We start from the raw sequence: 22,139 nt of genomic DNA, 5'->3' as shown, positions 1-22,139 counted from the left end.
CGACGATTCTCGGCGCTCTCGACGGATTGCACAAAAGGATAAAAAAGATCGCTGGCATGATTAAAACTCATGCTGGACGCGTTTCTGGTAGGGTTTGCAAACACCGCCATGGAGCTTTTGCGATGCCTCGTCGTCTTCCTCCGCTTTATGCGCTGCGGGCATTCGAAGCCGCGGCACGCTACAGCTCGTTCACCCGGGCCGCCGAAGAGCTGTCGATCACCCAGAGCGCCGTCAGCCGGCACATTCGTACCCTGGAAGATCACTTTGCCTGTCGGCTGTTCCAGCGCAGCGGTCGCAACTTGCAATTGACCGAGGCGGCACGGCTGCTGCTGCCGGGCGTGCGCGAAGGTTTCATGGCGCTGGAGCGGGCCTGTCACACCTTGCATGGCGAAGACGGCATCTTGCGCATGAAGGCACCCTCCACATTGACCATGCGCTGGCTGTTGGCGCGCCTGAGCCGTTTCCGGCATTTGCAGCCTGGTAACGAAGTGCAACTGACCAGTGCCTGGATGGACATCGATTCGGTGGACTTCAACGTCGAGCCCTTCGATTGCGCCGTCTTGCTGAGTAACGGGCATTTTCCGGCGGACTGGGAGGCCAGTCTGCTGTTCCCCGAGGAGTTGATTCCGGTGGGCGCACCGAACCTGCTGAACGATCAGCCCTGGGATGTGGCGCGGTTGGCCAGCGCCGAACTGCTGCACCCGACGCCGGATCGCCGGGACTGGCGCAACTGGCTGCAACGTATGGGCCTGGCCGACAAGGTCTCGCTCAAGGGTGGGCAGGTGTTCGATACCCTGGAGCTGGGCATGATCGCGGCGGCACGCGGCTATGGAGTGTCCATGGGCGACCTGCTGATGGTGGCCGAGGACGTTGCCCAAGGGCGCCTGAGCCTGCCATGGCCGACGGCGGTTGCCAGTGGCGAGCACTATTACCTGGTCTGGCCGAAAACCCGGCCGGGAGGTGAACGTTTGCGCCGGCTCAGCGACTTTCTCCAGGGTGAGGTCAAGGCCATGCAATTGCCCGATGTGCAGCGTCTGGGCTGAAACGTTGCTGACACGCGGTTACTGATGGAAAGTGGCGTGCTAGCCACTTGGCATTAATCCGTCCAAACCGCTCAAGTATTTGGCTTTGCCGCCGAATCCGTGAAGATGGAACCCTCGTTCAGAAAGGGTCTACTTACACCTCACCCGAATAAAATGCCGAGCGTGCGACGTGATCAGGATGATCCGGTCTCTCGGCCAGGAGCCGTCATGTCTCAACCCCGCGCCCGGATCGCCTCGCAGCTAGGCCTTGCCCTTGCCGTGATACTGGCGGTCGTGATCTCCGGCAGTACCGTCTTCGCCCTGCGTTCCCTGGACACCGCCAACCTTGCCACCCGTGAAGAGCACTTGGCCAGCGAAGCGCGCCTGATGGCCGACCAGCTCAACACTTTTCACAGCACCTTGCGTGAGAGCACCCAGCGCTTGGCCGGTCTGTTCGAAAAGCGCTTCAGCGCGGGTTTGACCGTGCATCCAGACCAACCGGTGACGGTGGCGGGGGTACAGACCCCAGGCTTGAGCCTGGGCAGCGAAGTGTTGAACAACAACTTCAAGGAAGTGGATGACTTCAAAGCGATGACCGCCGGTGTGGCCACGGTATTCGTGCGCAGCGGCGACGATTTCATCCGCGTCAGCACCTCCGTCAGTAAACAGGACGGCACGCGGGCCATCGGCACCGTGCTCGACCGCGCTGGTCCAGCCTACGGTCCGGTGATCAGCGGGCAGAGCTACATCGGTCGAGCCCTGTTGTTCGGGCGCTTCTACATGTCGCAATACACGCCCGTACGTGACAGCAGCGGCAAGATCATCGCCGTGTTGTATGTAGGCTTCGATTACACCGACGCGCAGAACGCGCAGTTCGAAAACCTCAAGCGTTTCCGCATTGGCCAGACCGGCTCGCTGGCCTTGTTGGATGAGCAAAACAAATGGCTGGTGCCACCGGCAGGTGTACAGGCGCTGGATAACGCGACCACGGCCATTACGGGCCTGATCAAAAAACCGGGCAAGGGTGCGTTCTGGACCGATACCGCCGAAGATTTCTACAGCGTTGCCGTGCCGTTCGAGGGCGGGCCGTGGGCGGTGGTGGCGAGCATGCCGAAAACCGAGATCCGCGCCGTGACCTGGAGCGTCGGTACGCAGTTGGCCATCGGCAGCCTGCTGGCGATGCTGTTGGCGGTCGGCTCGGCGATGTGGTTGTTGCGTAGCAAGCTGGCACCGCTGGGGGATCTGGTGCGCCAGGCCGAAGCATTGGGCGCTGGCGACCTGAGCGTGCGCCTGAACGTGTCGAGCCATGACGAAATCGGTCAGTTGGCCCGTGCCTTCAACCAGATGAGCCAGGCCCTGTCGACCATGGTCGAGCACATCCGCAAGGCCTCCCAGGAAGTCAACAGCCGCGCCCAGGCCCTGTCCGGGTTGTCCAGCGGGGCGTACGAGGGCATGGAGCAGCAGTCCGGCGAAATCACCAGTATGGCGGGCGCGGTGGAAGAGTTCAGTGCGACCTCCTTGAACATTGCCGACAACATGGGCAACACCGAGCGCCTGGCCCAGGAAAATGCCCAGCAAACCCGCATTGGCCGGACCTCGATGGATGAGGCGTCGTCGTCCCTGGAGCAAATTGCCGGCGCGCTGAACAGCACGGCCTCGGTCATCAATACCCTGGGCCAGCGTTCCCAGGAGATCGGCGGCATCGTCGGTGTCATCACCTCGATTGCCGAGCAGACCAACCTGCTGGCATTGAACGCCGCCATCGAGGCCGCCCGCGCTGGCGAGCAGGGCCGTGGTTTCGCCGTGGTGGCCGATGAAGTCCGCAGCCTGGCGTCCCGCACCCGCCAGGCCACTGACGAAATCTCCAGCATGATCAACAGCATCCAGCAGGAAACCGGCAATGCCATCAGCACCATGGAGCAGGGCAACCTGCTGATGCAGGAAGGCTTGTCGCGCAACGCCAACGTGGCCTCGGCCCTGGCGCGCATCGACGAGCAGAGTCGCTCGGCTGGCCAGCAATTCGCGGCGATCACCACCGCCACCCAAGAGCAAAGCAGCACCGCGACCCTGCTCAGCAGCAACCTGCAGAGCATCGCCATGGCCAACAGCGAACAGCGCCAAGTGGTCTCGAACCTGGCGCTCACCGCCAAGGAGCTGGAAAAACTGGCCCAGGACCTGCGCCAAGAGGTTGATCGGTTCCGCTGAGGCCTCTGCAACCAGTGCGAGCAGGCACCCCCGCGATTAATGTGGGAGCGAGCTTGCTCGCGAAGGCGGCAGTCCAGTCACCCTCATCTCAACCTGACCCACCGCTATCGCGAGCAAGCCCGCTCCCACAAAAGCCCTCAATCCAGCGGTCCATCCTTTTTTAAGATTATTGCTGTTTTTTAGCTTGCTGAAACGTTTCTTCAAGTCTATAAAAACCGCACAACTCCAATAAAAGGTCGCGTCCATGACTCCGCTCAAACTGCTCGTTACCCTTGGCGCCTTGGGCGCTGCTTCCCATGCGATGGCTTGGGATTACGTCCTGCTGGATACCGATAAAGCCGCCCAACCCTGGCAAATCACCAGCCAGCAACTCGGCGTGAAGACCGACAAACCCTTTTCCGTGACGATGCGCACCCTGCACGGTGGTCGGCAGGAAGGTGTCAGCGTGGTCGACATCGACAACGGCACCCTGAAGCTTTCAGTGGTCCCGACCCGTGGCATGAATGTGCTGCAGGCATCGGTTGGCGACGTGCGCATGGGGTGGGATTCGCCCGTCAAGGAAGTGGTCAACCCGGCGTTCATCGAGCTCAACGGCCGCGGCGGCTTGGGTTGGCTTGAAGGCTTCAATGAGCTGGTCACCCGCTGCGGCTACGAATGGGTCGGCCATCCCGGCATGGACAACGGCGAGCTGCTGACCCTGCACGGTCGCGCCGCGAATATTCCGGCCAACAAGGTCACCTTGCACATCGATGAGAAACCGCCCTACGCCATTACCCTGCGGGGCGAGTTGAAGGAGCAGGCATTCAAGAAGGTCGATTTCTCGGTGCAGACCGAACTGGTCACCGAGCCCGGCAGCGTGACGTTCGCGCTCAACGACACGCTGACCAACAACGGCGATTACCCGAAGGAATACCAAGCGCTCTACCACAGCAATTTCAGCACGCCGTTCCTGGAGCAGGGCGCTCGTTTCGCGGCACCGGTCAAGCAGGTCTCGCCGTTCAACGACAAGGCCAAGGGCGACTTGTCCGATTGGCAAACCTACCGGGGCCCGACCAAGGATTACGACGAAACCGTTTATAACGTCGTGCCCTACGCCGACGCCAAGGGCGACACCCTCACGGTGCTGCACAACAAGGCCGGCAGTCTCGGGGTGTCGGTGGGCTTCAACACCAGCACGCTGCCCGTGTTCTCCCTGTGGAAAAACACGGATACCCAAGGCCAGGGCTACGTGACCGGGTTGGAGCCCGGTACCAGTTTTTCCTATAACCGCCGCTATCAGCGCCCCTTGGGCCTGGTGCCCACCATCGCGCCGAAAGAGCACAAGCAATTCCAGATCCACTACAGCCTGTTGGCAGACAAGGGCGCTGTGGATAAGGCACTCAAGCGCATCGATACGATCCAGAACGGTCAAAAAACCGAGGTTCGGCAAACACCGTTGGTGGACCTGAGCAAGCCATAAAGCGGTTCAAGCCGTAGCCGGCCGGTACTGCAACGCTTCGGCCAGGTGCTCGCGGCGAATGCTCCCCGCTTGCTCCAGGTCTGCCAGTGTCCGGGCGACCTTGAGCAGGCGGTGGGCGGCGCGCAGCGACAGCGTCAGCCGCTCGCAGGCGGTTTCCAGCCAGGTTTCGTCGGTTGTGGATAACTTGCAATGCCGGCGCAATCCCGGCAGATCGAGGAAGGCATTGGCACAGCCCTGGCGGTCGTGCTGGCGCTCCCGGGCTTCGGCGACGCGCTCGGCGACCGTGGCCGTATCGTCCCCGGGTTCGTGCTTGGGGTTCAAGGCCGTGGCTTCCCGGGCGACGGTCAGGTGCAGGTCGATGCGGTCCAGCAGCGGGCCGGAGAGTTTGTTGCGGTAGCGCTGCACCATGTCCGGTGTACAGGCGCAGCGGCCGCTGGGCTCGCCAAGATAGCCACAGGGGCAGGGATTCATCGCCGCCACCAACTGGAAGCGCGCCGGGAAGCGCACCCGGTCGCGGGCGCGAGACACCACGATGTGTCCGGACTCCAGCGGTTCTCTCAAGACCTCCAACACCTTGCGGTCGAATTCCGGCAGCTCATCCAGAAACAGCACGCCATGGTGGGCGAGGGTGATCTCCCCTGGCTGCGGTTTTGACCCGCCACCGACCAGCGCCGGACCGGAAGCCGAGTGGTGTGGCTGGCGAAACGGACGTTGCGGCCAATGGCTCAACGGCACGCAACTGGCCACCGACTGAATGGCTGCGACCTCCAGGGCTTCGCTCTCGGCCAGTGGCGGCAGCAGCCCGGGCAAACGGCTCGCCAACAGGGTCTTGCCGGTGCCCGGTGGCCCGCTGAACAACAGGTTGTGAGCCCCTGCGGCGGCAATCAGCAACGCCCGCTTGGCCGCGGCCTGGCCTTGCACTTCATTCAGGTCGGGGTAGGGTTTGCTGGCCGAAAGCAGCCCATTGGAAACGAACGGCTCGACCGGCGTGTGACCGTTGAAGTGCGCCACCGCTTCCAGCAGATGGTCCACGGCGATCACCTTCAGCCCCGAGGCCAGGCAGGCTTCCTCGGCATTGGCCCGGGGCACCACCAGCATGCGCCCGGCCTTGCGCGCCGCCAGCGCCGCGGGCAATACCCCTCGCACTGGGCGCACTGCGCCAGACAAGGCCAGTTCCCCGAGGCATTCCACGTCGTCCAAGGTCAGGGTCGGTACCTGCACGCTGGCCGAGAGGATCCCCAGGGCGATGGCCAGGTCGAAGCGGCCGCCGTCTTTTGGCAGGTCCGCCGGCGCCAGGTTCAGGGTGATGCGACGCGCCGGAAAATTCAGCCCCGAGTTGATGATCGCGCTGCGCACCCGATCCTTGCTTTCCTTGACCGCCGCTTCCGGCAGGCCAACCATCGTCAGCGACGGCAAGCCATTGGCCAGGTGGACTTCAACGGTAACGGCAGGCGCCTCGACCCCTACTTGGGCGCGGCTGTGGACAATGGCAAGCGACATGAATCGTTCCTTGAGTGAATGGGGCGCCGCGTCCTGCGGCTCCTGAAGGTTAGTCGTGGGGATGAATTTGGCGCGGCAATTGATAGGGCAAATTTTGGCAGGATGTTGCGGGGTGCTGATCCAGTTTAAGTTTGGCTATAGGAGGTGGATGAGATGATGCCGTGGAGGTGGCAATTCTCTTCTACACTCTTGGCCTATAAAGGGAGGGGGTCGCATGAAGCTCTTGACTTGGCTGATAACAATTATTGTGCTGGTGGGGTGTGCAGGTCATAAGGGGACGGATTACCAGAATGCCAAAATGCATATGCTTTACATTGATGGGGATGGAAACCTCATTGATCCAAACCAGAAAACAATCATCGGTGAGCGAGGCGATCTAAAAAAAACAAAAGAGGACGAGAAGGCCTATCTTGAGAATATTTTCCAGAATTACATGGCGCTCCAGAGCAAGGATAAGACATTAAGAATTACCTTGTTCATACACGGCGGTTTGAATAATTTTTCTACAGCAGTTGACCGTCCTGGAAGAATGGTCGACGACATGCTTGCTGATCATCAATACCCTATTTTTATTGCTTGGAACTCCGATTTTTGGCCTAACTATGGTGACCATCTATTTAGAATTCGAAAAGGGCTGAATAGGCCGGTGTTGGGTGCAATGACCTCTCCCGTTGTGTTGATCGAGGATTTAGGGCGGTCCTTGGTCAGGGTTCCATCATCGCTGTACAAGGAAATTTCAGACCCTGTCGCGGTTCTCAAAAGCGTCACTGTCGCTGATGAGAAGGATTACCAAAAGAGAGTCGATAAACTGGACGAGAAGGGATTTCAAATAAGCAATTCGCCGCCCCATGTCGGTGTGCGCAGTGATTACTACACCGTGTGGAATCCAGTCAAACTGGGGATGGCCCCCTTGGTCGACGGCTTTGGAACTGGGGCATGGGATGGAATGCTTCGTCGTACTGACCTGGTGTTGACTAAAAATATAGCGTTTGAGGGCGATTTAATCACCGAGCCAGATAGAGAGTTCAAGGGGCCGGTTCGCTACGCTGATACGGCCGTTACCGCACTGCTCCATCGTTTGGAAAAAAAAGGGCAATCAACAAGGCTCTCCCTATCATGTTGAGGGGAGTGAGATAAACATCGTTGGCCATAGTATGGGGGCGATTGTCGCGGTTAATATCCTTGCCAGGCATCCGGATCTTAACGTGAATAACCTGGTGTTCATGGGGGCTGCCGCCCGGGTAAAAGAAGTCGAGAATGTCGTTGTGCCTTGGTTGGTAACAAGGCCTGAAGTGGACTTCTGGAATTTGAGCCTGGATCCGTACAGAGAGGTTGGTGAAAATTTCTTTTTTGATTTCATGCCCCGCGGGAGCCTCTTGAACTGGATTGATTACACGTTTGGCGAAGTCAATTCATTCAAGGATCGAACGGCTGGGTCTTGGTGGAACATGACTCGGTTGGCTGAAGATATTTTTCCGGATACCCAGGTTGTTGATGACGTGGCGTGTTACCGGCCACTGCGCAATAGGGTGCATTTAACTCGCTTTCCTATCGATAATCACGGCAAGTGGCCACAAAAACATGGGGAGTTTGCAGACTACAAATTCTGGCGGGAGGGCTATTGGATGGCTGAATCTGCGGTGAAGCTGGACAGGCCATAGAGGTTCACGGTTGTCCATGTGACAGAGCGCGGAGCGTTAAGTCGTTCCGCGCTAACCTTGTGCAACTCCCTTGGCACTCGGCTGCCAGTGTCTTCAGGTTGTGAACCTTTGCGCTTTCTTCACTATCACGGGAGCCCTACAAAAAAGCTCCGCCGGTGGGCAAATTGTCCGGGACCGGCCTGCTAGACTCGATTTTGCCCAGTCGGCACTTGGCGGTATCAACGGCACAGCGAGGAAGTGGCCATGAACGATCTGCTGGCTCTGTTAACCGACAAGCGCTTCATGCCTCACGGGCATTGCTACATGTGGCGTCCGGATTTGCTGTGGACCAATGTGATCGCCGACGGCTTGATCACCCTGTCCTACGTCACCATCCCTTTCACCCTCCTGTACTTCATCCACAAGCGCAAGGATGTGCCGTTCGATTGGATGCTGGCGGCTTTCGGCGTGTTTATCCTGGCCTGCGGGACCAGCCACGTGTTGGAGATCCTGACCATCTGGCAGCCCTATTACTGGCTGTCGGCGCTGGTCAAGGTGATCACTGCGATCGCCTCGGTGATTACCGCCATCCTGCTGGTCCGGTTGGTGCCGGCGGCCCTGAAGATTCCCAGCCCACAGCAACTGGCCAAGGTCAACGACGAGTTGCGCGAGGCGCAGGCCGAACTGGTGACCACTGCGCGCCGGGCCGGCATGGCGGAGATCGCCACCAATGTGCTGCACAACGTGGGCAATGTGCTCAACAGTGTCAATGTGTCAGCCCAGGTCCTCTACGATAAGGTGCACACCTCCAAGGGGCCTGCGGTGGCCAAGGTCGCCCAGTTGATGAAGGACCATCCCGATGACCTCGGCGACTTCATCAGCACTGATCCGAAAGGGCGCGCGCTACCCGACTATCTCGACAAGCTTGCCGACGCGCTGGCCGTCGAGCAGCAAGGCATGATCGCCGAGCTGGCCCAATTGACCCGTCGAATCGACCACATCAAGGAAATCGTCGCCACCCAGCAGTCCTACGCCGGTAATGCCAGTGTCTTGGAGCCGGGCTCGCTGCGGGAGTTGGTCGAGGATGTCGTGCGTATTTGCGATGTGTCCCTGGCCCGCCACCACATCACGCTGATCAAGGAATTCAGCGATACCCCGCAAATGCCGCTGGATAAGCACCGAGTGCTGCAGATCCTGGTCAATCTGATCAACAACGCCAAGCAGGCGCTGGACGCGGGTACGAACCGGCCGCCGCAGATCGTCCTGCGCCTGAAGGTCGTTGACGAGGGGCGCGTGCGGGTCGAGATCGAGGACAACGGCGAGGGGATCGCGCAGGACAATCTGGCGCGGGTGTTCGAGCACGGCTTCACCACGCGTGTCGACGGCCATGGTTTTGGCCTGCACAGCTGCATCCTGGCTGCGCACGAGATGGGCGGCGATCTGACCGTGCAGAGCGCCGGGCCGGGCAGGGGCGCGCTGTTTATCCTGGAGCTGCCGCTGGCACTGAGCCCGGCCCCGTCTCAACATGTTGCGAGGGGTTGAGTGGCCTGCAGGGGCTGCTTATTCCTGTGCCGGAGCCAGTCGCGCTTCCAGCTCCGCGACCTTGGCCTCCAGGCTTTCGAGCCGCGCCCGGGTCCGGGCCAGTACGACCATCTGGCTGTCGAATTCTTCCCGGCTGACCAGGTCCAGCTTACTGAAGCCGCTTTGCAGCAGGGCCTTGAACTGGCTTTCGATTTCGCTTTTGGGCAGCGGCGTGTCACCACTCAAGAGGCGGGAGGCGTGGCCGCTCAGGGCGTCGAGGAGGTCTTTGGGCGCAAGCATGTACAGGTGTCCTGGAAACGATGGCGGGCAGTGTACCACGCAGTGTCTATAGTCAATTCGCAAGCCAGGGATGCACGCTTTTCGCGCATTGCGCCGGGCGTTGCTGCACTGTTGTTGTGCGTAACGTTGCGGTTCATGACGCAGTGCACGTCAAGCAGGTGGCCAAGAGATTGAAATCAGAGGGTTTGGGTGCAGATGGCAAGGTTTCTGCTTAGAGGCTGATGACCCATGCACTGATGCAGTCGCTGTGACGAATGCAGTGCAGCAGGCGGAACGGGGAGTTTCGTCAGGATCGGTTAACTGGCACCTGTCGGGCAACTTGGGCCGACGACGCGTTACAAAGCCAGGCACTGCGCTTAGACTTGAGTCGGGTTTGTTTTCCTGGGGCAAGTCCACCAATTCGGGAGAAAGTTTCATGAAGCTAGTCACTGCCATCATCAAGCCGTTCAAGTTGGACGACGTGCGCGAGTCGTTGTCCGAGATCGGCGTGCAGGGCATTACCGTTACTGAGGTCAAGGGCTTCGGTCGGCAGAAGGGCCACACCGAGCTGTATCGCGGCGCGGAATACGTGGTCGATTTCCTGCCCAAGGTGAAGATCGATGTCGCCATTGACGACAAGGATCTTGACCGGGTGATCGAGGCAATCACCAAGGCCGCCAACACCGGCAAGATCGGTGACGGGAAGATCTTTGTGGTCAATCTGGAACAGGCTATCCGCATCCGTACCGGCGAAACCGATACCGACGCCATCTAAGCCGCCAAACCCAACGCCCCAGGAGAAAACAATATGACTCTGCGTAAATTCGCAGGGCTAGGAGCCCTGTTGTCCTTCGCAATGCCTGGCCTGGCCATGGCAGAAGAAGCGGCAGCCCCTGTCCTGAACTCCGGCGACACCGCCTGGATGCTCACGGCCACGATTCTTGTACTGTTCATGACCATTCCCGGCCTGGCACTGTTCTACGGTGGTATGGTCCGGTCGAAAAACCTTCTTTCCGTGATGATGCAGTGCTTTGCCATTACCGGTCTGATCAGCGTCCTGTGGGTCATCTATGGCTACAGCATCGCGTTCGACACCACCGGCATGGAGCAGGGCGTCGTCAATTTCAACTCCTTCGTCGGTGGCCTGGGCAAGGCGTTCCTGGCGGGCGTCACGCCGGCGAGCATCACCGGTCCGGCGGCGCTGTTCCCTGAAGCGGTGTTCATTACCTTCCAGATGACCTTCGCCATCATCACCCCGGCCCTGATCGTCGGCGCATTTGCCGAGCGGATGAAGTTCTCCGCCATGCTGATCTTCATGGGCGTGTGGTTCACCCTGGTGTATGCACCGATTGCGCACATGGTCTGGTCCGGCAACGGCGGCCTGATGTGGGACTGGGGCGTGCTGGACTTCGCTGGCGGCACCGTGGTGCACATCAACGCCGGTATCGCAGGTCTGGTGGCGTGCCTGGTATTGGGCAAGCGCAAAGGCTTCCCGACCACCCCAATGGCGCCGCACAACCTGGGTTATACCCTGATGGGCGCGGCCATGCTGTGGGTCGGTTGGTTCGGCTTCAACGCCGGTTCCGCTGTCGCCGCCAACGGCACCGCCGGCATGGCGATGCTGGTGACCCAGATCGCGACCGCTGCGGCGGCGCTGGGCTGGATGTTTGCCGAGTGGATCACCCACGGCAAGCCAAGCGCGCTGGGCATTGCCTCGGGCGTGGTCGCCGGTCTGGTTGCAATTACCCCGGCTGCCGGCACCGTGGGCCCGATGGGCGCCCTGGTCATCGGCTTGGCGGCGGGCGTGGTGTGCTTCTTCTGCGCTACCACCCTCAAGCGCAAGCTCGGTTATGACGATTCCCTGGACGCCTTTGGCGTACACGGCATCGGCGGTATCCTCGGCGCGATCCTGACCGGTGTGTTCGCCGCTCCGGCACTGGGTGGCTTCGGCACCGTGACCGACATCGGCGCGCAAGTGTGGATTCAATTTAAAGGCGTGGGTTTCACGGTGGTCTACACCGGGATCGTCACCTTCATCATCCTCAAGGTGCTGGATGCCGTCATGGGTCTGCGTGTCACCGAGGAAGAAGAAGCCGTGGGCCTGGACCTGGCCCAGCACAACGAGCGTGGCTATAACCTGTAAATACGCGCCCTAAAAAATGCCCGGTTCGCCGGGCATTTTTTTGCCTGGAATTTGTCATTGCTCACAGGATGCGGCGGTTTTTCCGACGCCTTTTGTTGTGGATGCGACATGGGTTTTTATACCGCCAAAGGCTTACATCGAAGCAAGAATATTAGGGCCTTTGTTTTTTCCCAGAGCGCGCTAGAATGCGCGCCGAACGTGCGGAGATCTGTATGTGGCAACAGACGCTGATAACCCTGCGGGCAAGGCCCCGGGGCTTTCATCTGGTGACGGACGAGTTGCTGGCCGGCCTGCCTGAACTCAAGGCGTGTCGTGTTGGTCTGTTGCATCTGTGGCTGCAGCATACCTCGGCCTCGTTGACCATCAACGAGAACGCCGATCCGGCGGTACGTCGAGACTTCGAACGATTTTTCAATCGGCTGATCCCACAAGGAGCCGCCGGTTATGAGCACAACGACGAAGGCCTGGACGACCTCCCGGCGCACTTCAAGGCCAGCGTGCTCGGTTGCCAGCTCAGCCTGCCGGTTACGGCAGGAAGGCTGGCGTTGGGAACCTGGCAAGGTGTTTATCTGGGCGAGCACCGTGATCACGGCGGTGCTCGTAAAGTCCTCGCCACCTTGTACGGTGAAGAGGCATAACCGCTGATTGCCGGCGGATGTTGAATTTTTTCTGGCAGCCTTCGAACAGATGGCGAAGCTGGGCTATAACTAATCTGCTTTTCGCAAGTCATGAGGTAGAACATGAGCGACGATGATCTGGAAAACGACGACCTCGAAGTAGGCGACGAAGACGAGACCGAAGAAGGCCTTGAAGTGGCGGCGGAAGACGTTGCCGAAGACGATGGCGCCGACGTTCCGGCTCCTACCGCCAAAGGCAAGGCCAAGGCAGCGGTATCGGTCGACGAATTGCCGAGCGTAGAGGCCAAGAACAAGGAGCGTGATGCGCTCGCCAAGGCCATGGAGGAATTCCTGGCCAGGGGCGGTAAAGTGCAGGAAGTGGAGGCCAACGTGGTCGCTGATCCGCCCAAGAAGCCAGACAACAAGTACGGCAGCCGCCCTATCTGAGTGTCTGCTTCTTGCTTGCTGAAAAAGCCCGCCGTCGCTGCGGGCTTTTTCATGGGGGCGATTCCATTCCCTGGCCTGGCGCGGTCCCTGTGGGAGCGAGCTTGCTCGCGATAGCGGTTTGTCTGTTGGCATTGATGTTGGATGTGCCGCCGTCTTCGCGAGCAAGCTCGCTCCCACAGGGATTTGTGCCTGGCGCAGCGCCTCAGGGCACAGCAGAACCAGGGTGGGAGCGAGCTTGCTCGCGATAGCGGTTTGTCTGTTGGCATTGATGTTGGGTGTGCCGCCGCCTTCGCGAGCAAGCTCGCTCCCACATAGGGGTTTGGGGAGCTGCGAAGCAGGGGTTCAGGGCTGGCTATGCCACCCTGCCAATAACCCCGGCAGTTCGGTCAGGCTGCGGATTTGCGCGTCTGGCGCGTGATCGGCACTCCAGGGCTTGCCCGCCGGGTTGAACCACACCGCGCGCAGGCCGGCCTGTTGGGCGCCGGCGATGTCGTCGCCGGGGTGATCGCCAACGTGTACGGCGGTGCGTGCCGTGGCGCCGCCGCGTTGCAAGGCTTCGTGGAACAGCCGGGCGTCGGGCTTGGCGATGCCGATGTCTTCGGCGCACAGGGCGAACTTGAAATAGTCCGCCAGCCCCAGGCGGCGTACGTCGGCGTTGCCATTGGTGACCACGCCGAGGGCGAAATGATTGGCCAGGATTTCCAGGGTGGGCTGCACCTCGGGAAAAATGTCCAGTTGATGGCGGGCATGCAGGAACGTCTCGAAGGCCTGGTCCGCCAGTTCAGAGGCTTGCCACTGGTCGTAGCCGGCCTCCTGCAAGGCACGGAACAGCACCCGCCGGCGCAACGCACTGATGCGATGCTTCAGGTTGGGTTCTTCGCGCAACACTTGCTCGCGAATCGAAAAAAGATGCTCCACCGGCAGCCCGCCCAGGTTCGGGGCGTTGTCGGTCAGCCATTGGCGGAGTACGGCTTCGGCGCTGGCGATCACCGGGGCGGTGTCCCACAAGGTGTCGTCCAGGTCGAAAGTGATGAGCTCGATGGTCATGATTCGTCGCCCTTGATGCGTTTGGCCCTGGGGTGGGCACTGTCATAGACCGTTGCCAGGTGCTGGAAGTCCAAATGGGTATAGATCTGTGTGGTCTTGATGTCCGAGTGACCCAGCAGCTCTTGCACAGCGCGCAGGTCCTGGGAGGATTCCAACAGGTGGCTGGCGAAGGAATGCCTGAGCATGTGCGGGTGCAGGTTCTGCCCCAGCTCGCGTTCGCCGGCGGCCTTGACCCGCAACTGGATCGCCCGCGGGCCGAGGCGCCGACCGCGTTGGCTGACGAATACCGCATCGTCGGCAGGGTTGGCCAGTGCTCGCAGGGGCAGCCACTGCTCCAGGGCTTCCCGGGCCTTGCGGCCGACGGGCAGCAGGCGCGTCTTGCTGCCCTTGCCGAGCACCTGGACCATGCCGTCGGCCAGGTCCAGCTGATCCAGGTTGAGCCCCGTCAGCTCTGAAAGCCGCAGGCCGGAAGAATAGAACAGCTCGAGAATCGCCTGGTCGCGTCGGGCCAGGAAATCATCCTCGACGGCGCCTTCAAGCAATTGCAGGGCGCGGTCGGTGTCGAGTGTCTTCGGCAGTCGACGTTCGCCCTTGGGCGGCGCCAGGCCAGTGGCCGGATCGTGATCGCACAGGCCTTCGCGATTGAGGTAGTGGTACAGGCCACGCACCGCCGATAACAGGCGCGCCAGGCTGCGGGAGGATTGGCCTTGTTGATGCAAGCGGGCGATCAGGCTGCGCAAGCGCTGGATGTCCAGGGCCGACCAACTGCCGATATTCTGCTTCTGGCACCAGCCCAGCACTTTTTCCAGGTCGCGGCGATAGGCCGATAACGTGTGGGGCGACACCTGGCGCTCACTGCGCAGGTGTTCGCAGTAGGCGTCCAGTTGCCGTTCCATCATCAGCGTACCGGGCGCAGCGAGCCGGCGACCCTTGGCAGCACCCGGCCGGTAACTTCGGCGATGTAGCTCAGGAACAGCGTGCCCACCGAACTCTTGTAGTGCTGCGGATCGCGGCTGGCGATGGCCAGCACGCCGTGCACGCCCTGGTGGGCGATGGCGACGACGGCAGTGGAGCCGATCTGCTTGCGTTGTTCTTCGCCAAACAGGAAATCCAGCTCATGCTCGCGCAGGCTGCCGCTGACGCTTTTGTCTTCCGTGAGCAGGCCGCCAATGGCCGTCTGCGCTTCGGCGTGGGTCACCCAGCGGCCCACCGGCATGGCGTTGTCGCCGAACAGGATCAGGCTGACGAAGGGCACCTGGAAATCCTGGCGCAGGCTGTCTTCGACGCTCATGACCAGGTCTTCGAGGGTGCTGGCGTCCATCAGGGCCAGGATCAGCCGACGGGTCTTGTCGAAGAGCCGGTCGTTGTCCCGGGCCACGTCCATCAGGTGCGAAAGCCGATGGCGCATTTCGATGTTGCGCTCGCGCAGGATTTTCATCTGGTGTTCCACCAGCGACACGGTATCGCCGCGCCGGTGGGGGATGCGCATCGTCGCAAGCAGTTCTTCATGCTCGACGAAGAAGTCCGGATGGGCCTCCAGGTAAGCAGCCACGGCCGCGGTTTCTGGAAGACTGGGGGATTCGTCGGGCTGTGGGGCTGGAACCTGTGGCTGATCGGTCATGGGTTTGGCTCACTCAAAGACGAACTTGTCCTTCGTATACACGCACTGCCGGGCCGGTCATCATCACCGGTTGGCCAGGGCCTGCCCATTCGACGGACAGGCGCCCGCCGGGCAGGTCGATCAACAATGGCGAATCCATCCACCCCTGGCTGATCGCAGCGACGGCAGCGGCACAGGCGCCGGTCCCGCAGGCCTGGGTTTCCCCGGCGCCGCGTTCCCAGACGCGCAATTGTGCGCGGTGGCGGTCGATGACTTGCAGGAAACCGACGTTCACCCGCGCCGGAAAGCGCGGATGATGCTCGATTTTCGGCCCCAGCTCATGCACCGGGGCACTGTTGATATCGGCCACGCGCAGCACCGCATGGGGGTTGCCCATGGAGACTGCCGCCAGTTCCACCAGGGTGCCATCGACGTCCACCTGATAGCTCAAGGCCTGGGCCGGCGCCTGGAACGGGATGTCCGCGGGCACCAGGCGCGGAGCGCCCATATTGACGCCGATCTGGCCGTCGCTGCGCACATCGAGCTCGATGATGCCGCTCTTGGTCTCGACGCGGATCTGCCGCTTGGCGGTCAGGCGCTTGTCCAGCACGAAACGGGCGAAGCAGCGCGCGCCGTTGCCGCATTGCTCCACTTCCGAACCGTCGGCGTTGAAGATCCGATAGCGGAAATCCACGTCCGGGTTGTTCGGCGCCTCGACGATCAGCAACTGGTCGAACCCGATGCCGGTGTGGCGGTCGCCCCATTGCTTGGCATGCTTGGGCTGGATGTGCGCGTGCTGGCTGACCAGGTCGAGGACCATGAAGTCATTGCCCAGGCCGTGCATCTTGGTAAAACGCAGCAGCATGGTTTTACTCCGGCAGCAGGCTTTCGCCGGCAAACAACTCGGCTACCGTCTCGCGGCGACGCACTTCGAATGCCTGATCACCGTCCACCAGCACCTCGGCGCAGCGGCCGCGGGTGTTGTAGTTGGAACTCATGACAAACCCGTAGGCACCGGCCGAATGCACGGCCAGCAAGTCGCCTTCTTCCAGCGCCAGCTCCCGACCTTTTGCCAGGAAATCACCGGTTTCGCAGATCGGCCCGACGATGTCGTAGGGGCGGGCCGCGGTGTCGCGAGGGCGCACGGCGGTGACGTCCATCCACGCCTGGTACAGCGCCGGGCGGATCAGGTCGTTCATGGCCGCATCGACGATGGCGAAATCCTTGTGCTCGGTGTGCTTGAGGTATTCGACCTGGGTCAGCAGCACGCCGGCGTTGGCCACGATGTAGCGGCCGGGCTCGAACATCAGCGCCAGGTCGCGTCCGTCGAGGCGTTCACGCACGGCCTTGATGTAGTCGGCCACCAGCGGCGGCTCTTCGTCGCGATAGCGCACGCCGACACCGCCACCCAGGTCGATGTGACGCAGGTAGATGCCGCAGTCGCCGAGGCGGTCGACCAGCGCCAGCAGGCGGTCGAGGGCATCGATGAAGGGTTCGAGGGTGGTCAACTGCGAGCCGATGTGGCAATCGACGCCCAGCACTTCCAGGTTCGGCAGTTGGGCGGCGCGCACGTACACGTCCTCGGCGTCGGCGATGGCGATGCCGAACTTGTTTTCCTTCAGACCGGTGGAAATATACGGGTGAGTGCCCGCGTCGACGTCCGGGTTCACGCGCAGGGAAACCGGCGCGCGCACGCCCAGCTCGGCGGCGACGACTTGCAGGCGCTCGAGCTCATCGGTGGACTCAATGTTGAAGCAATGCACGCCGACTTCCAGGGCGCGGCGCATGTCTTCGCGGGTCTTGCCGACGCCGGAGAACACGATCTTGTCGGCGCTGCCGCCCGCGGCCAGCACACGCTCGAGCTCGCCACCGGAGACGATGTCGAAACCGGCGTCCAGGCGCGCCAGGACATTGAGCACGCCCAGGTTGGAGTTGGCCTTGACGGCGAAACACACCAGGTGCGGCATGCCGTCGAGGGCGTCGGCAAACGTCCGATATTGCGCTTCGATGTGGGCACGGGAATAGACGTAGGTCGGCGTGCCGAAACGTTCGGCGATCGCGGACAGGGCAACCCCTTCCGCGAACAGCTCCCCGCCACGGTAGTTAAAAGCGTCCATGGCGTTCCCTTAGTAAGTGGTGTGGGTGTCGTGCGAGTGTGACTTGGATTGCGACGACTTGGCCTGTTCTGCTTGTTCTTCGGGAGACTTGCTGTCATCAGGCAGGTACAGCGGACCCTTTTGACCACAAGCTGTCACGAGGCAGGCAACCGCGACGAGCGCAGCAAGGGAAGAGATCAGGCGCTTCATGGCGAAATCCTTGAAAATGCGTTAATTGCGCCGGAGTATACCGGCCACCCGTCAGCTTGCCTATGCAACGGGGCGCCCGTCCGGCGGCACTGGTGTCGTCAGTCGGTATATCCTTTGCAATCGCCGGGAAGCGTCCGTATCTTGCGGCGCTTGAGCATGAGCAGACATTTTCGAGGTTGCCGCAATGAGTTTGACTGAAGCCCGTTTCCACGACCTGGTCGATGCGACCCAGCAAACGCTGGAGGATGTGTTCGATGACAGTGACCTGGACATCGACCTGGAAATCTCCGCCGGTGTCCTCACCGTCAAGTTCGAAAACGGCAGCCAACTGATCTTCAGTCGCCAGGAGCCGTTGCGGCAGTTGTGGCTGGCAGCGGTCTCCGGCGGCTTTCATTTCGACTATGACGAAGAAAGCGAACGCTGGATGTGCGACAAGAGCGAAGAGCAACTGGGCGAGATGCTCGAGCGCATCGTCAAGCAGCAGGCTGGCGTGGAACTCGATTTCGAAGGCCTGTGACGGCGTGAGCCAGACCGCCCCGCCACGGCCACCCAAGCCGCTCTACAGCAACGTCAGCCCCGCCGTACCGTCGCCATGTACCGGCGTGTGCAAGTTGGATGAACGCAAGGTCTGCCTCGGATGTTTGCGCCATGTGGAAGATATCCGCGAATGGCGCTCAGCCGATGACGAGCGCCGGCGGGTTATTTGTGCCGAGGCGCTCAAGCGCCGATCCCTGACGTAACCACTCACCGGGTGGCTGGGTTCGTTGTGCTTGGGTGAATTGAAGATTGCCATCGCGAGCAAGCTCGCTCCCACATTGAGTTGTGTGGCCGCGATATCTACGACAACACCGCCCCTCTGTGGGAGCGAGCTTGCTCGCGATGACTCTTGCCCAGGCAACCCAGAACCTGTGGCGAGGTGGTGTCCTTGGGCAAGGCAAATCCTGCCCGGGTTGTTTATTTATTGAGCTGTGGTAGTGTCCGGCTACGCCTCAACTTATCGAGGCCCGTGAAAACCCCGCCTTTTTGTGGCGGGGTTTTGCTTTTTTTGTGCAGAAGAAAGGAGTCTGCCTGGATCATGACCGCACCTTCCATCACCCTTACCCGCCTGGACGTACAGCGTCTGGAACGCCTGATCGACAGTCTTGATGAAACGCTGCCGGGCGTGATTGCGCTGCAAACCGAGCTGGATCGCGCCGAGAACGTGGTGGGCCACGAAGAAGTGCCTGCCGATGTCGTGACCATGAACTCGCGCGTGCACTGCCGCGAAGAAAGCAGCGGCAAGGACTATCACCTGACCTTGGTTTATCCACAGGACGCCAAGGCCGACGAAGGCCGGATCTCGATCCTGGCGCCGGTGGGCAGTGCCTTGCTGGGCCTGAAGGTCGGCCAGCACATCGACTGGCCGGCCCCGGGCGGCAAGACGCTGAAGCTGACCTTGCTGGACGTCGAATACCAGCCCGAAGCCGGCGGTGATTTTCAGCTCTGAGTGCCCGGGCGCATCAGGCCAGGGCCAGCGCCTCGTTCAGGGCGCGTTCCAGGTCGGCCTTGTAGCGCAGGTACAAGTTTGTTGAGCAGGCACCGTCGCCCACCAGTCCCGAGAGGTCCAGGTCGGTGATGTAGCAGCGATAGCGCTGGGCTTCGCGGCGCTGTTCGACGATCTCCCTGGCGACCACGCGGAACAGCTGGTCGCCATGCTCCAGTTCGGAAAACTCCTGTTGATCGCAGTACAAGGTGACGTGCACCTGCCCGTGCGCCGCTTTGCCGATGATCGCCTGCACGTCATAGAACGGTTTGTTGACCGGCATCTGCGGGGCTTGCCGTGCTTCGATCCGTCGTGCCCGGCCACCCGAAGGCAGCAATTGGTAGTACAGGGTTTCCAGGCTTAGCGGCTGGGCGGCATCCAGCGGCAGCAAGGCGTCGCGGCGGTACAGCACCGATTGCACAAAGCGCTGCAGCGGCACCAGCAGGCTTTGTTCGTCGTGATACGGCACGTGTTGTTGCCACAGCGCGTTGAATTCATCGAGCACGTACAGGTCGGCCTCGTCCTCGTTGGTCCGGTAGAACACCTGGATGCACTCGGGCTGCCCCATGGGCAGGATCAGCGCCAGGTCATGGTCTTCCAGCGCCATCGGGTCCAGGTGCAAGGGGCTGTAGGCCGTCAGTTCTTCGCCCAGGTAATCCATCAGCGCCGACAAGCTGCCCAGGGCTACGTGATTGACCTGGCCGGGCACCAATTCCAGCACGTGATAGTGCTGCTGGACCTGAAGCAGATAACGGTAATTGAGCCTGCTCAATAATAGGGTCTGGGCTGTTTCGATGACGTCCTCGACGCGCCGCGCAATGAACTGGGCGCGGTTGTGGCAGAAGCAGCGCACCTGCAAGCGCGGCTGGCGCTGGGTGACGGGCAGGTCATTGAGGTAGTCGCGCAGGCAATCGAGCAGGGCGTGTTCGCCGTCGAAACGGTTGACCAGCACCTCATTCCAACTATTGAGGGTGACTTGGTCGAGGGTCAGCACCAGGTTTTCCCGGACCCCGGCATAGCTCAGGGAATCGGTACGCTCGGTGGTCATCAGAATGTTCAAGTCGCGGTGGTGCTTGAGCGGGTCGACGCCGACGTTCACCAGGATCAACACTTCGCTGGGCACGCTGGCCCGCAGCAACTGCGCTTCGTCCACCGTGACCAGGGGCAGGGCGATGGACTGCTGCAGGCTTCCCAGCAGGTTGAACAGTTCGAACTCGCTCAGGTCGCTGCTACCTGGGTGCAGCGCCAGGCGGGTGCTGCTGTCGATCACGCCGTTGCGATGGCACCAGGTCAGCAGCTCCAGCAACTCCCGGCAGCGCTTGATCGGCGCGAAGTTCTCCCACTCCAGGGCGTTGAGGCTGCCGTTGTACAGGCCCCACTGGTTCTGCCCGGGTTCTTTCTTGTTGGGCGACTGGACCAGGGTCAAGGTGTCTTCGGCCAGGTCCGGCGCGATGCCGGGGTTGATGAACTCGACCTTGTCGGCCTTGCGCTCGAAGGCGGCGTACAACCGCCGGCCCAGCACGTTGAGATCGCGCTTGTTGATCAGGCTGACGGTTTTCTCGGTGCGGGCGAACTGGGTCAGGAAGCGGTAGCTGTGGGTGAGTTCGTTGACCAGGGCGCGCCGCTCGTGGCTGACCTGGCGGACTTTCCACTGGCTGCGGCTGTCCAGCAAGGCCAACTGACGCTGGTCCCAGCCCCACTCCCGGGCCAGTCGCTCAAGCAGTACCCGTTGCCAGCCACCGCTGCGCGCCTGGCCGGTGAGTTTGCGATTGACCTTCAAGTACAGCGCGCGGCGGATCAGCTCCAGGCGTTCGGGTTCGCCACGGGCATTGAGGTATTCCTCGATGCGGCGGTAAACCAGCATGTATGGGTCCAGCTCTTCCAGGTCCAGGCGATTGGCAAACACCGCCTGCTTGAAACGCAGGCTCAGGCAGCGCACGTTCGGGTGTTCGCTGGCATAGACTTCGGTCAGCAGCAGCTTGAGCACGGACTTATAGGGCGATTCGATGCCCTTGAACAGTTGCCAGAGCCCGGCACCGACGAATTCGCCTGGCGGGATGTAGGCCAGATGTCCCAGGTCCAGGGTTTCATCCGCACGAATGAAACGCTTGGACATTAGCGTATGGGTGTATTGCTCGTAGTTCTCTTCTTCATAGACCGGCACCAGCCACCAGATCGGCGTGCGCCCGGCCAGCCAGATCGCGGTGCGGTAGAACTCGTCGAGCAACAGGTAATGCTGGGTGGTGCCGCAATCGTCGGAACTGAGCTGGTTGTCCCGCTCGCCCCGCACAAAACGCGCCGGGTCGATCAGGAAAAAGTGGGCTTCGGCGCCCTGGGTCGCGGCCCATATCTCCAGCAACTGGCATTTCTTGCGCAGCTCGGCCAGTTCATCGTCGCTCAGGTCCGGCCCATGGCAGACCCACACGTCCATGTCGCTCTGATCGGCCTGGGCCAGGGTGCCGAGGCTGCCCATCAGGAACAGGCCCAGGATCGGGCGAGGCGGGTTGCCGCCGTGCCGAGGCTTGTAGGAAAACGAACGGGTCAGCCGCTGGGCTTCGGCAAGGACGTCGGCGTCAGGCTCGTAATTCGACAGTCCGGCAGGCGTGCTGCCGGAGACGTAGCCGGGCAGCAGCGGGTGGTTGACGTGGAAGAACAGCGGCAACAACGTCAGCACGCCTTGCTGGCGCGGCGACAGGCCTTCGAGGGCGCGCTCCATCCGCACGGTGTTGAGCTTGAGAAAACGTGCGCGCAATTGGCTCAGCACCTTGCGGTCGATTCCTTCGTCCAGATCGGGGCGTATTTCGTGGTTGCGGGTCATGTCGGCTCAAACC

Annotated in this window: 22 protein-coding genes; 13 read left to right on the top strand and 9 right to left on the bottom strand. The window is 61.4% G+C overall.

The annotated features are described in order from the left end of the window. The first annotated feature begins 122 nt into the window (after window positions 1-122). From ACIPQ1_RS04490 to ACIPQ1_RS04480, 3 genes are all read left to right on the top strand, one after another. Window positions 123-1,043: a LysR substrate-binding domain-containing protein gene (locus tag ACIPQ1_RS04490; RefSeq protein WP_186730321.1), complete on the top strand. Its 921-nt coding sequence runs from the start codon at window positions 123-125 to the stop codon at window positions 1,041-1,043. 207 nt (window positions 1,044-1,250) lie between these two features. Next, a complete protein-coding gene (locus ACIPQ1_RS04485) occupies window positions 1,251-3,227 on the top strand; it encodes a methyl-accepting chemotaxis protein (RefSeq protein WP_446533656.1) in 1,977 nt (658 codons plus the stop codon). A 244-nt stretch (window positions 3,228-3,471) separates the two neighbouring features. Then, entirely contained in the window at window positions 3,472-4,686 is a 1,215-nt protein-coding gene (locus ACIPQ1_RS04480; RefSeq protein WP_411385938.1) for an aldose 1-epimerase family protein, read from the top strand. 6 nt (window positions 4,687-4,692) lie between these two features. Here ACIPQ1_RS04480 and ACIPQ1_RS04475 read toward each other — a convergent pair whose 3' ends face one another. Next, on the bottom strand, window positions 4,693-6,186 hold the full coding sequence (locus ACIPQ1_RS04475; protein WP_411385937.1) for a YifB family Mg chelatase-like AAA ATPase: 1,494 nt from the start codon (window positions 6,184-6,186) through the stop codon (window positions 4,693-4,695). 214 nt (window positions 6,187-6,400) lie between these two features. On the opposite strand from ACIPQ1_RS04475, the gene ACIPQ1_RS04470 reads away from it, so the two are divergent. From ACIPQ1_RS04470 to ACIPQ1_RS04460, 3 genes are all read left to right on the top strand, one after another. Beyond that, on the top strand, window positions 6,401-7,309 hold the full coding sequence (locus ACIPQ1_RS04470) for a hypothetical protein (protein ID WP_446533655.1): 909 nt from the start codon (window positions 6,401-6,403) through the stop codon (window positions 7,307-7,309). Window positions 7,310-7,391: 82 nt separating this feature from the next. After that, entirely contained in the window at window positions 7,392-7,847 is a 456-nt protein-coding gene (locus tag ACIPQ1_RS04465; RefSeq protein WP_446533654.1) for a hypothetical protein, read from the top strand. A gap of 243 nt (window positions 7,848-8,090) precedes the next feature. Continuing rightward, window positions 8,091-9,368 carry a sensor histidine kinase gene (locus ACIPQ1_RS04460; RefSeq protein WP_446533653.1) on the top strand — a complete coding sequence of 426 codons (1,278 nt, stop codon included), beginning with the start codon at window positions 8,091-8,093 and terminating at the stop codon, window positions 9,366-9,368. Between the two features lie 18 nt (window positions 9,369-9,386). On the opposite strand, the gene ACIPQ1_RS04455 is transcribed toward ACIPQ1_RS04460, so the two are convergent. Beyond that, window positions 9,387-9,647 carry an accessory factor UbiK family protein gene (locus tag ACIPQ1_RS04455; protein ID WP_053126510.1) on the bottom strand — a complete coding sequence of 87 codons (261 nt, stop codon included), beginning with the start codon at window positions 9,645-9,647 and terminating at the stop codon, window positions 9,387-9,389. Window positions 9,648-10,062: 415 nt separating this feature from the next. Between ACIPQ1_RS04455 and glnK the strand changes: the two genes are divergently transcribed. The 4 genes from glnK (at window position 10,063) to sutA (ending at window position 12,833) form a co-directional block, all read left to right on the top strand. Next, the gene (gene glnK / locus ACIPQ1_RS04450; RefSeq protein ID WP_002555808.1) at window positions 10,063-10,401 is read left to right on the top strand and encodes a P-II family nitrogen regulator; all 339 of its coding nucleotides are present in this window, start codon (window positions 10,063-10,065) and stop codon (window positions 10,399-10,401) included. A gap of 33 nt (window positions 10,402-10,434) precedes the next feature. Then, on the top strand, window positions 10,435-11,769 hold the full coding sequence (locus ACIPQ1_RS04445; RefSeq protein WP_186706865.1) for an ammonium transporter: 1,335 nt from the start codon (window positions 10,435-10,437) through the stop codon (window positions 11,767-11,769). A gap of 212 nt (window positions 11,770-11,981) precedes the next feature. Then, on the top strand, window positions 11,982-12,407 hold the full coding sequence (locus tag ACIPQ1_RS04440; protein ID WP_186706864.1) for a secondary thiamine-phosphate synthase enzyme YjbQ: 426 nt from the start codon (window positions 11,982-11,984) through the stop codon (window positions 12,405-12,407). Window positions 12,408-12,509: 102 nt separating this feature from the next. After that, a complete protein-coding gene (sutA, locus tag ACIPQ1_RS04435) occupies window positions 12,510-12,833 on the top strand; it encodes a transcriptional regulator SutA (protein WP_072406034.1) in 324 nt (107 codons plus the stop codon). 342 nt (window positions 12,834-13,175) lie between these two features. On the opposite strand, the gene ACIPQ1_RS04430 is transcribed toward sutA, so the two are convergent. From ACIPQ1_RS04430 to lptM, 6 genes are read right to left on the bottom strand one after another with little or no spacing between them, the layout of a single operon-like run. Next, entirely contained in the window at window positions 13,176-13,880 is a 705-nt protein-coding gene (locus ACIPQ1_RS04430; RefSeq protein ID WP_250964773.1) for an HAD family hydrolase, read from the bottom strand. After that, window positions 13,877-14,776 carry a tyrosine recombinase XerC gene (xerC, locus tag ACIPQ1_RS04425; RefSeq protein ID WP_186706862.1) on the bottom strand — a complete coding sequence of 300 codons (900 nt, stop codon included), beginning with the start codon at window positions 14,774-14,776 and terminating at the stop codon, window positions 13,877-13,879. The genes ACIPQ1_RS04430 and xerC overlap by 4 nt, the downstream gene beginning before the upstream one ends. Before the next feature lie 2 nt (window positions 14,777-14,778). Further along, window positions 14,779-15,501, bottom strand: a complete 723-nt coding sequence (locus ACIPQ1_RS04420) for a DUF484 family protein (RefSeq protein ID WP_053126501.1) — start codon at window positions 15,499-15,501, stop codon at window positions 14,779-14,781. 13 nt (window positions 15,502-15,514) lie between these two features. After that, window positions 15,515-16,345 carry a diaminopimelate epimerase gene (gene dapF / locus ACIPQ1_RS04415; protein ID WP_411385934.1) on the bottom strand — a complete coding sequence of 277 codons (831 nt, stop codon included), beginning with the start codon at window positions 16,343-16,345 and terminating at the stop codon, window positions 15,515-15,517. Window positions 16,346-16,349: 4 nt separating this feature from the next. After that, window positions 16,350-17,597 carry a diaminopimelate decarboxylase gene (gene lysA, locus ACIPQ1_RS04410; protein ID WP_446533652.1) on the bottom strand — a complete coding sequence of 416 codons (1,248 nt, stop codon included), beginning with the start codon at window positions 17,595-17,597 and terminating at the stop codon, window positions 16,350-16,352. Between the two features lie 9 nt (window positions 17,598-17,606). Beyond that, window positions 17,607-17,786 (bottom strand): LPS translocon maturation chaperone LptM, encoded by a 180-nt coding sequence (gene lptM / locus ACIPQ1_RS04405; RefSeq protein WP_018605419.1) that lies wholly within the window; start codon window positions 17,784-17,786, stop codon window positions 17,607-17,609. Window positions 17,787-17,970: 184 nt separating this feature from the next. Here lptM and cyaY point away from each other — a divergent pair, with 184 nt between their 5' ends. The 3 genes from cyaY to rnk all read left to right on the top strand — a co-directional run bounded on the left by cyaY (window position 17,971) and on the right by rnk (window position 19,272). Then, window positions 17,971-18,303: an iron donor protein CyaY gene (cyaY, locus tag ACIPQ1_RS04400; protein ID WP_250964771.1), complete on the top strand. Its 333-nt coding sequence runs from the start codon at window positions 17,971-17,973 to the stop codon at window positions 18,301-18,303. A gap of 4 nt (window positions 18,304-18,307) precedes the next feature. Beyond that, the gene (locus ACIPQ1_RS04395) at window positions 18,308-18,526 is read left to right on the top strand and encodes a DUF1289 domain-containing protein (RefSeq protein ID WP_250964770.1); all 219 of its coding nucleotides are present in this window, start codon (window positions 18,308-18,310) and stop codon (window positions 18,524-18,526) included. 335 nt (window positions 18,527-18,861) lie between these two features. After that, window positions 18,862-19,272, top strand: a complete 411-nt coding sequence (gene rnk / locus ACIPQ1_RS04390; RefSeq protein ID WP_186706858.1) for a nucleoside diphosphate kinase regulator — start codon at window positions 18,862-18,864, stop codon at window positions 19,270-19,272. A 13-nt stretch (window positions 19,273-19,285) separates the two neighbouring features. Here the strand turns inward: rnk and ACIPQ1_RS04385 are convergent, their stop codons facing one another. Beyond that, window positions 19,286-22,126, bottom strand: a complete 2,841-nt coding sequence (locus tag ACIPQ1_RS04385; protein WP_446533651.1) for a class I adenylate cyclase — start codon at window positions 22,124-22,126, stop codon at window positions 19,286-19,288. Window positions 22,127-22,139: the final 13 nt, after the last annotated feature.

Source organism: Pseudomonas sp. LARHCG127 (assembly GCF_052871455.1).
Note: the sequence above shows the minus strand (reverse complement) of the source record. Positions and strands in the feature narration are given on the sequence as shown.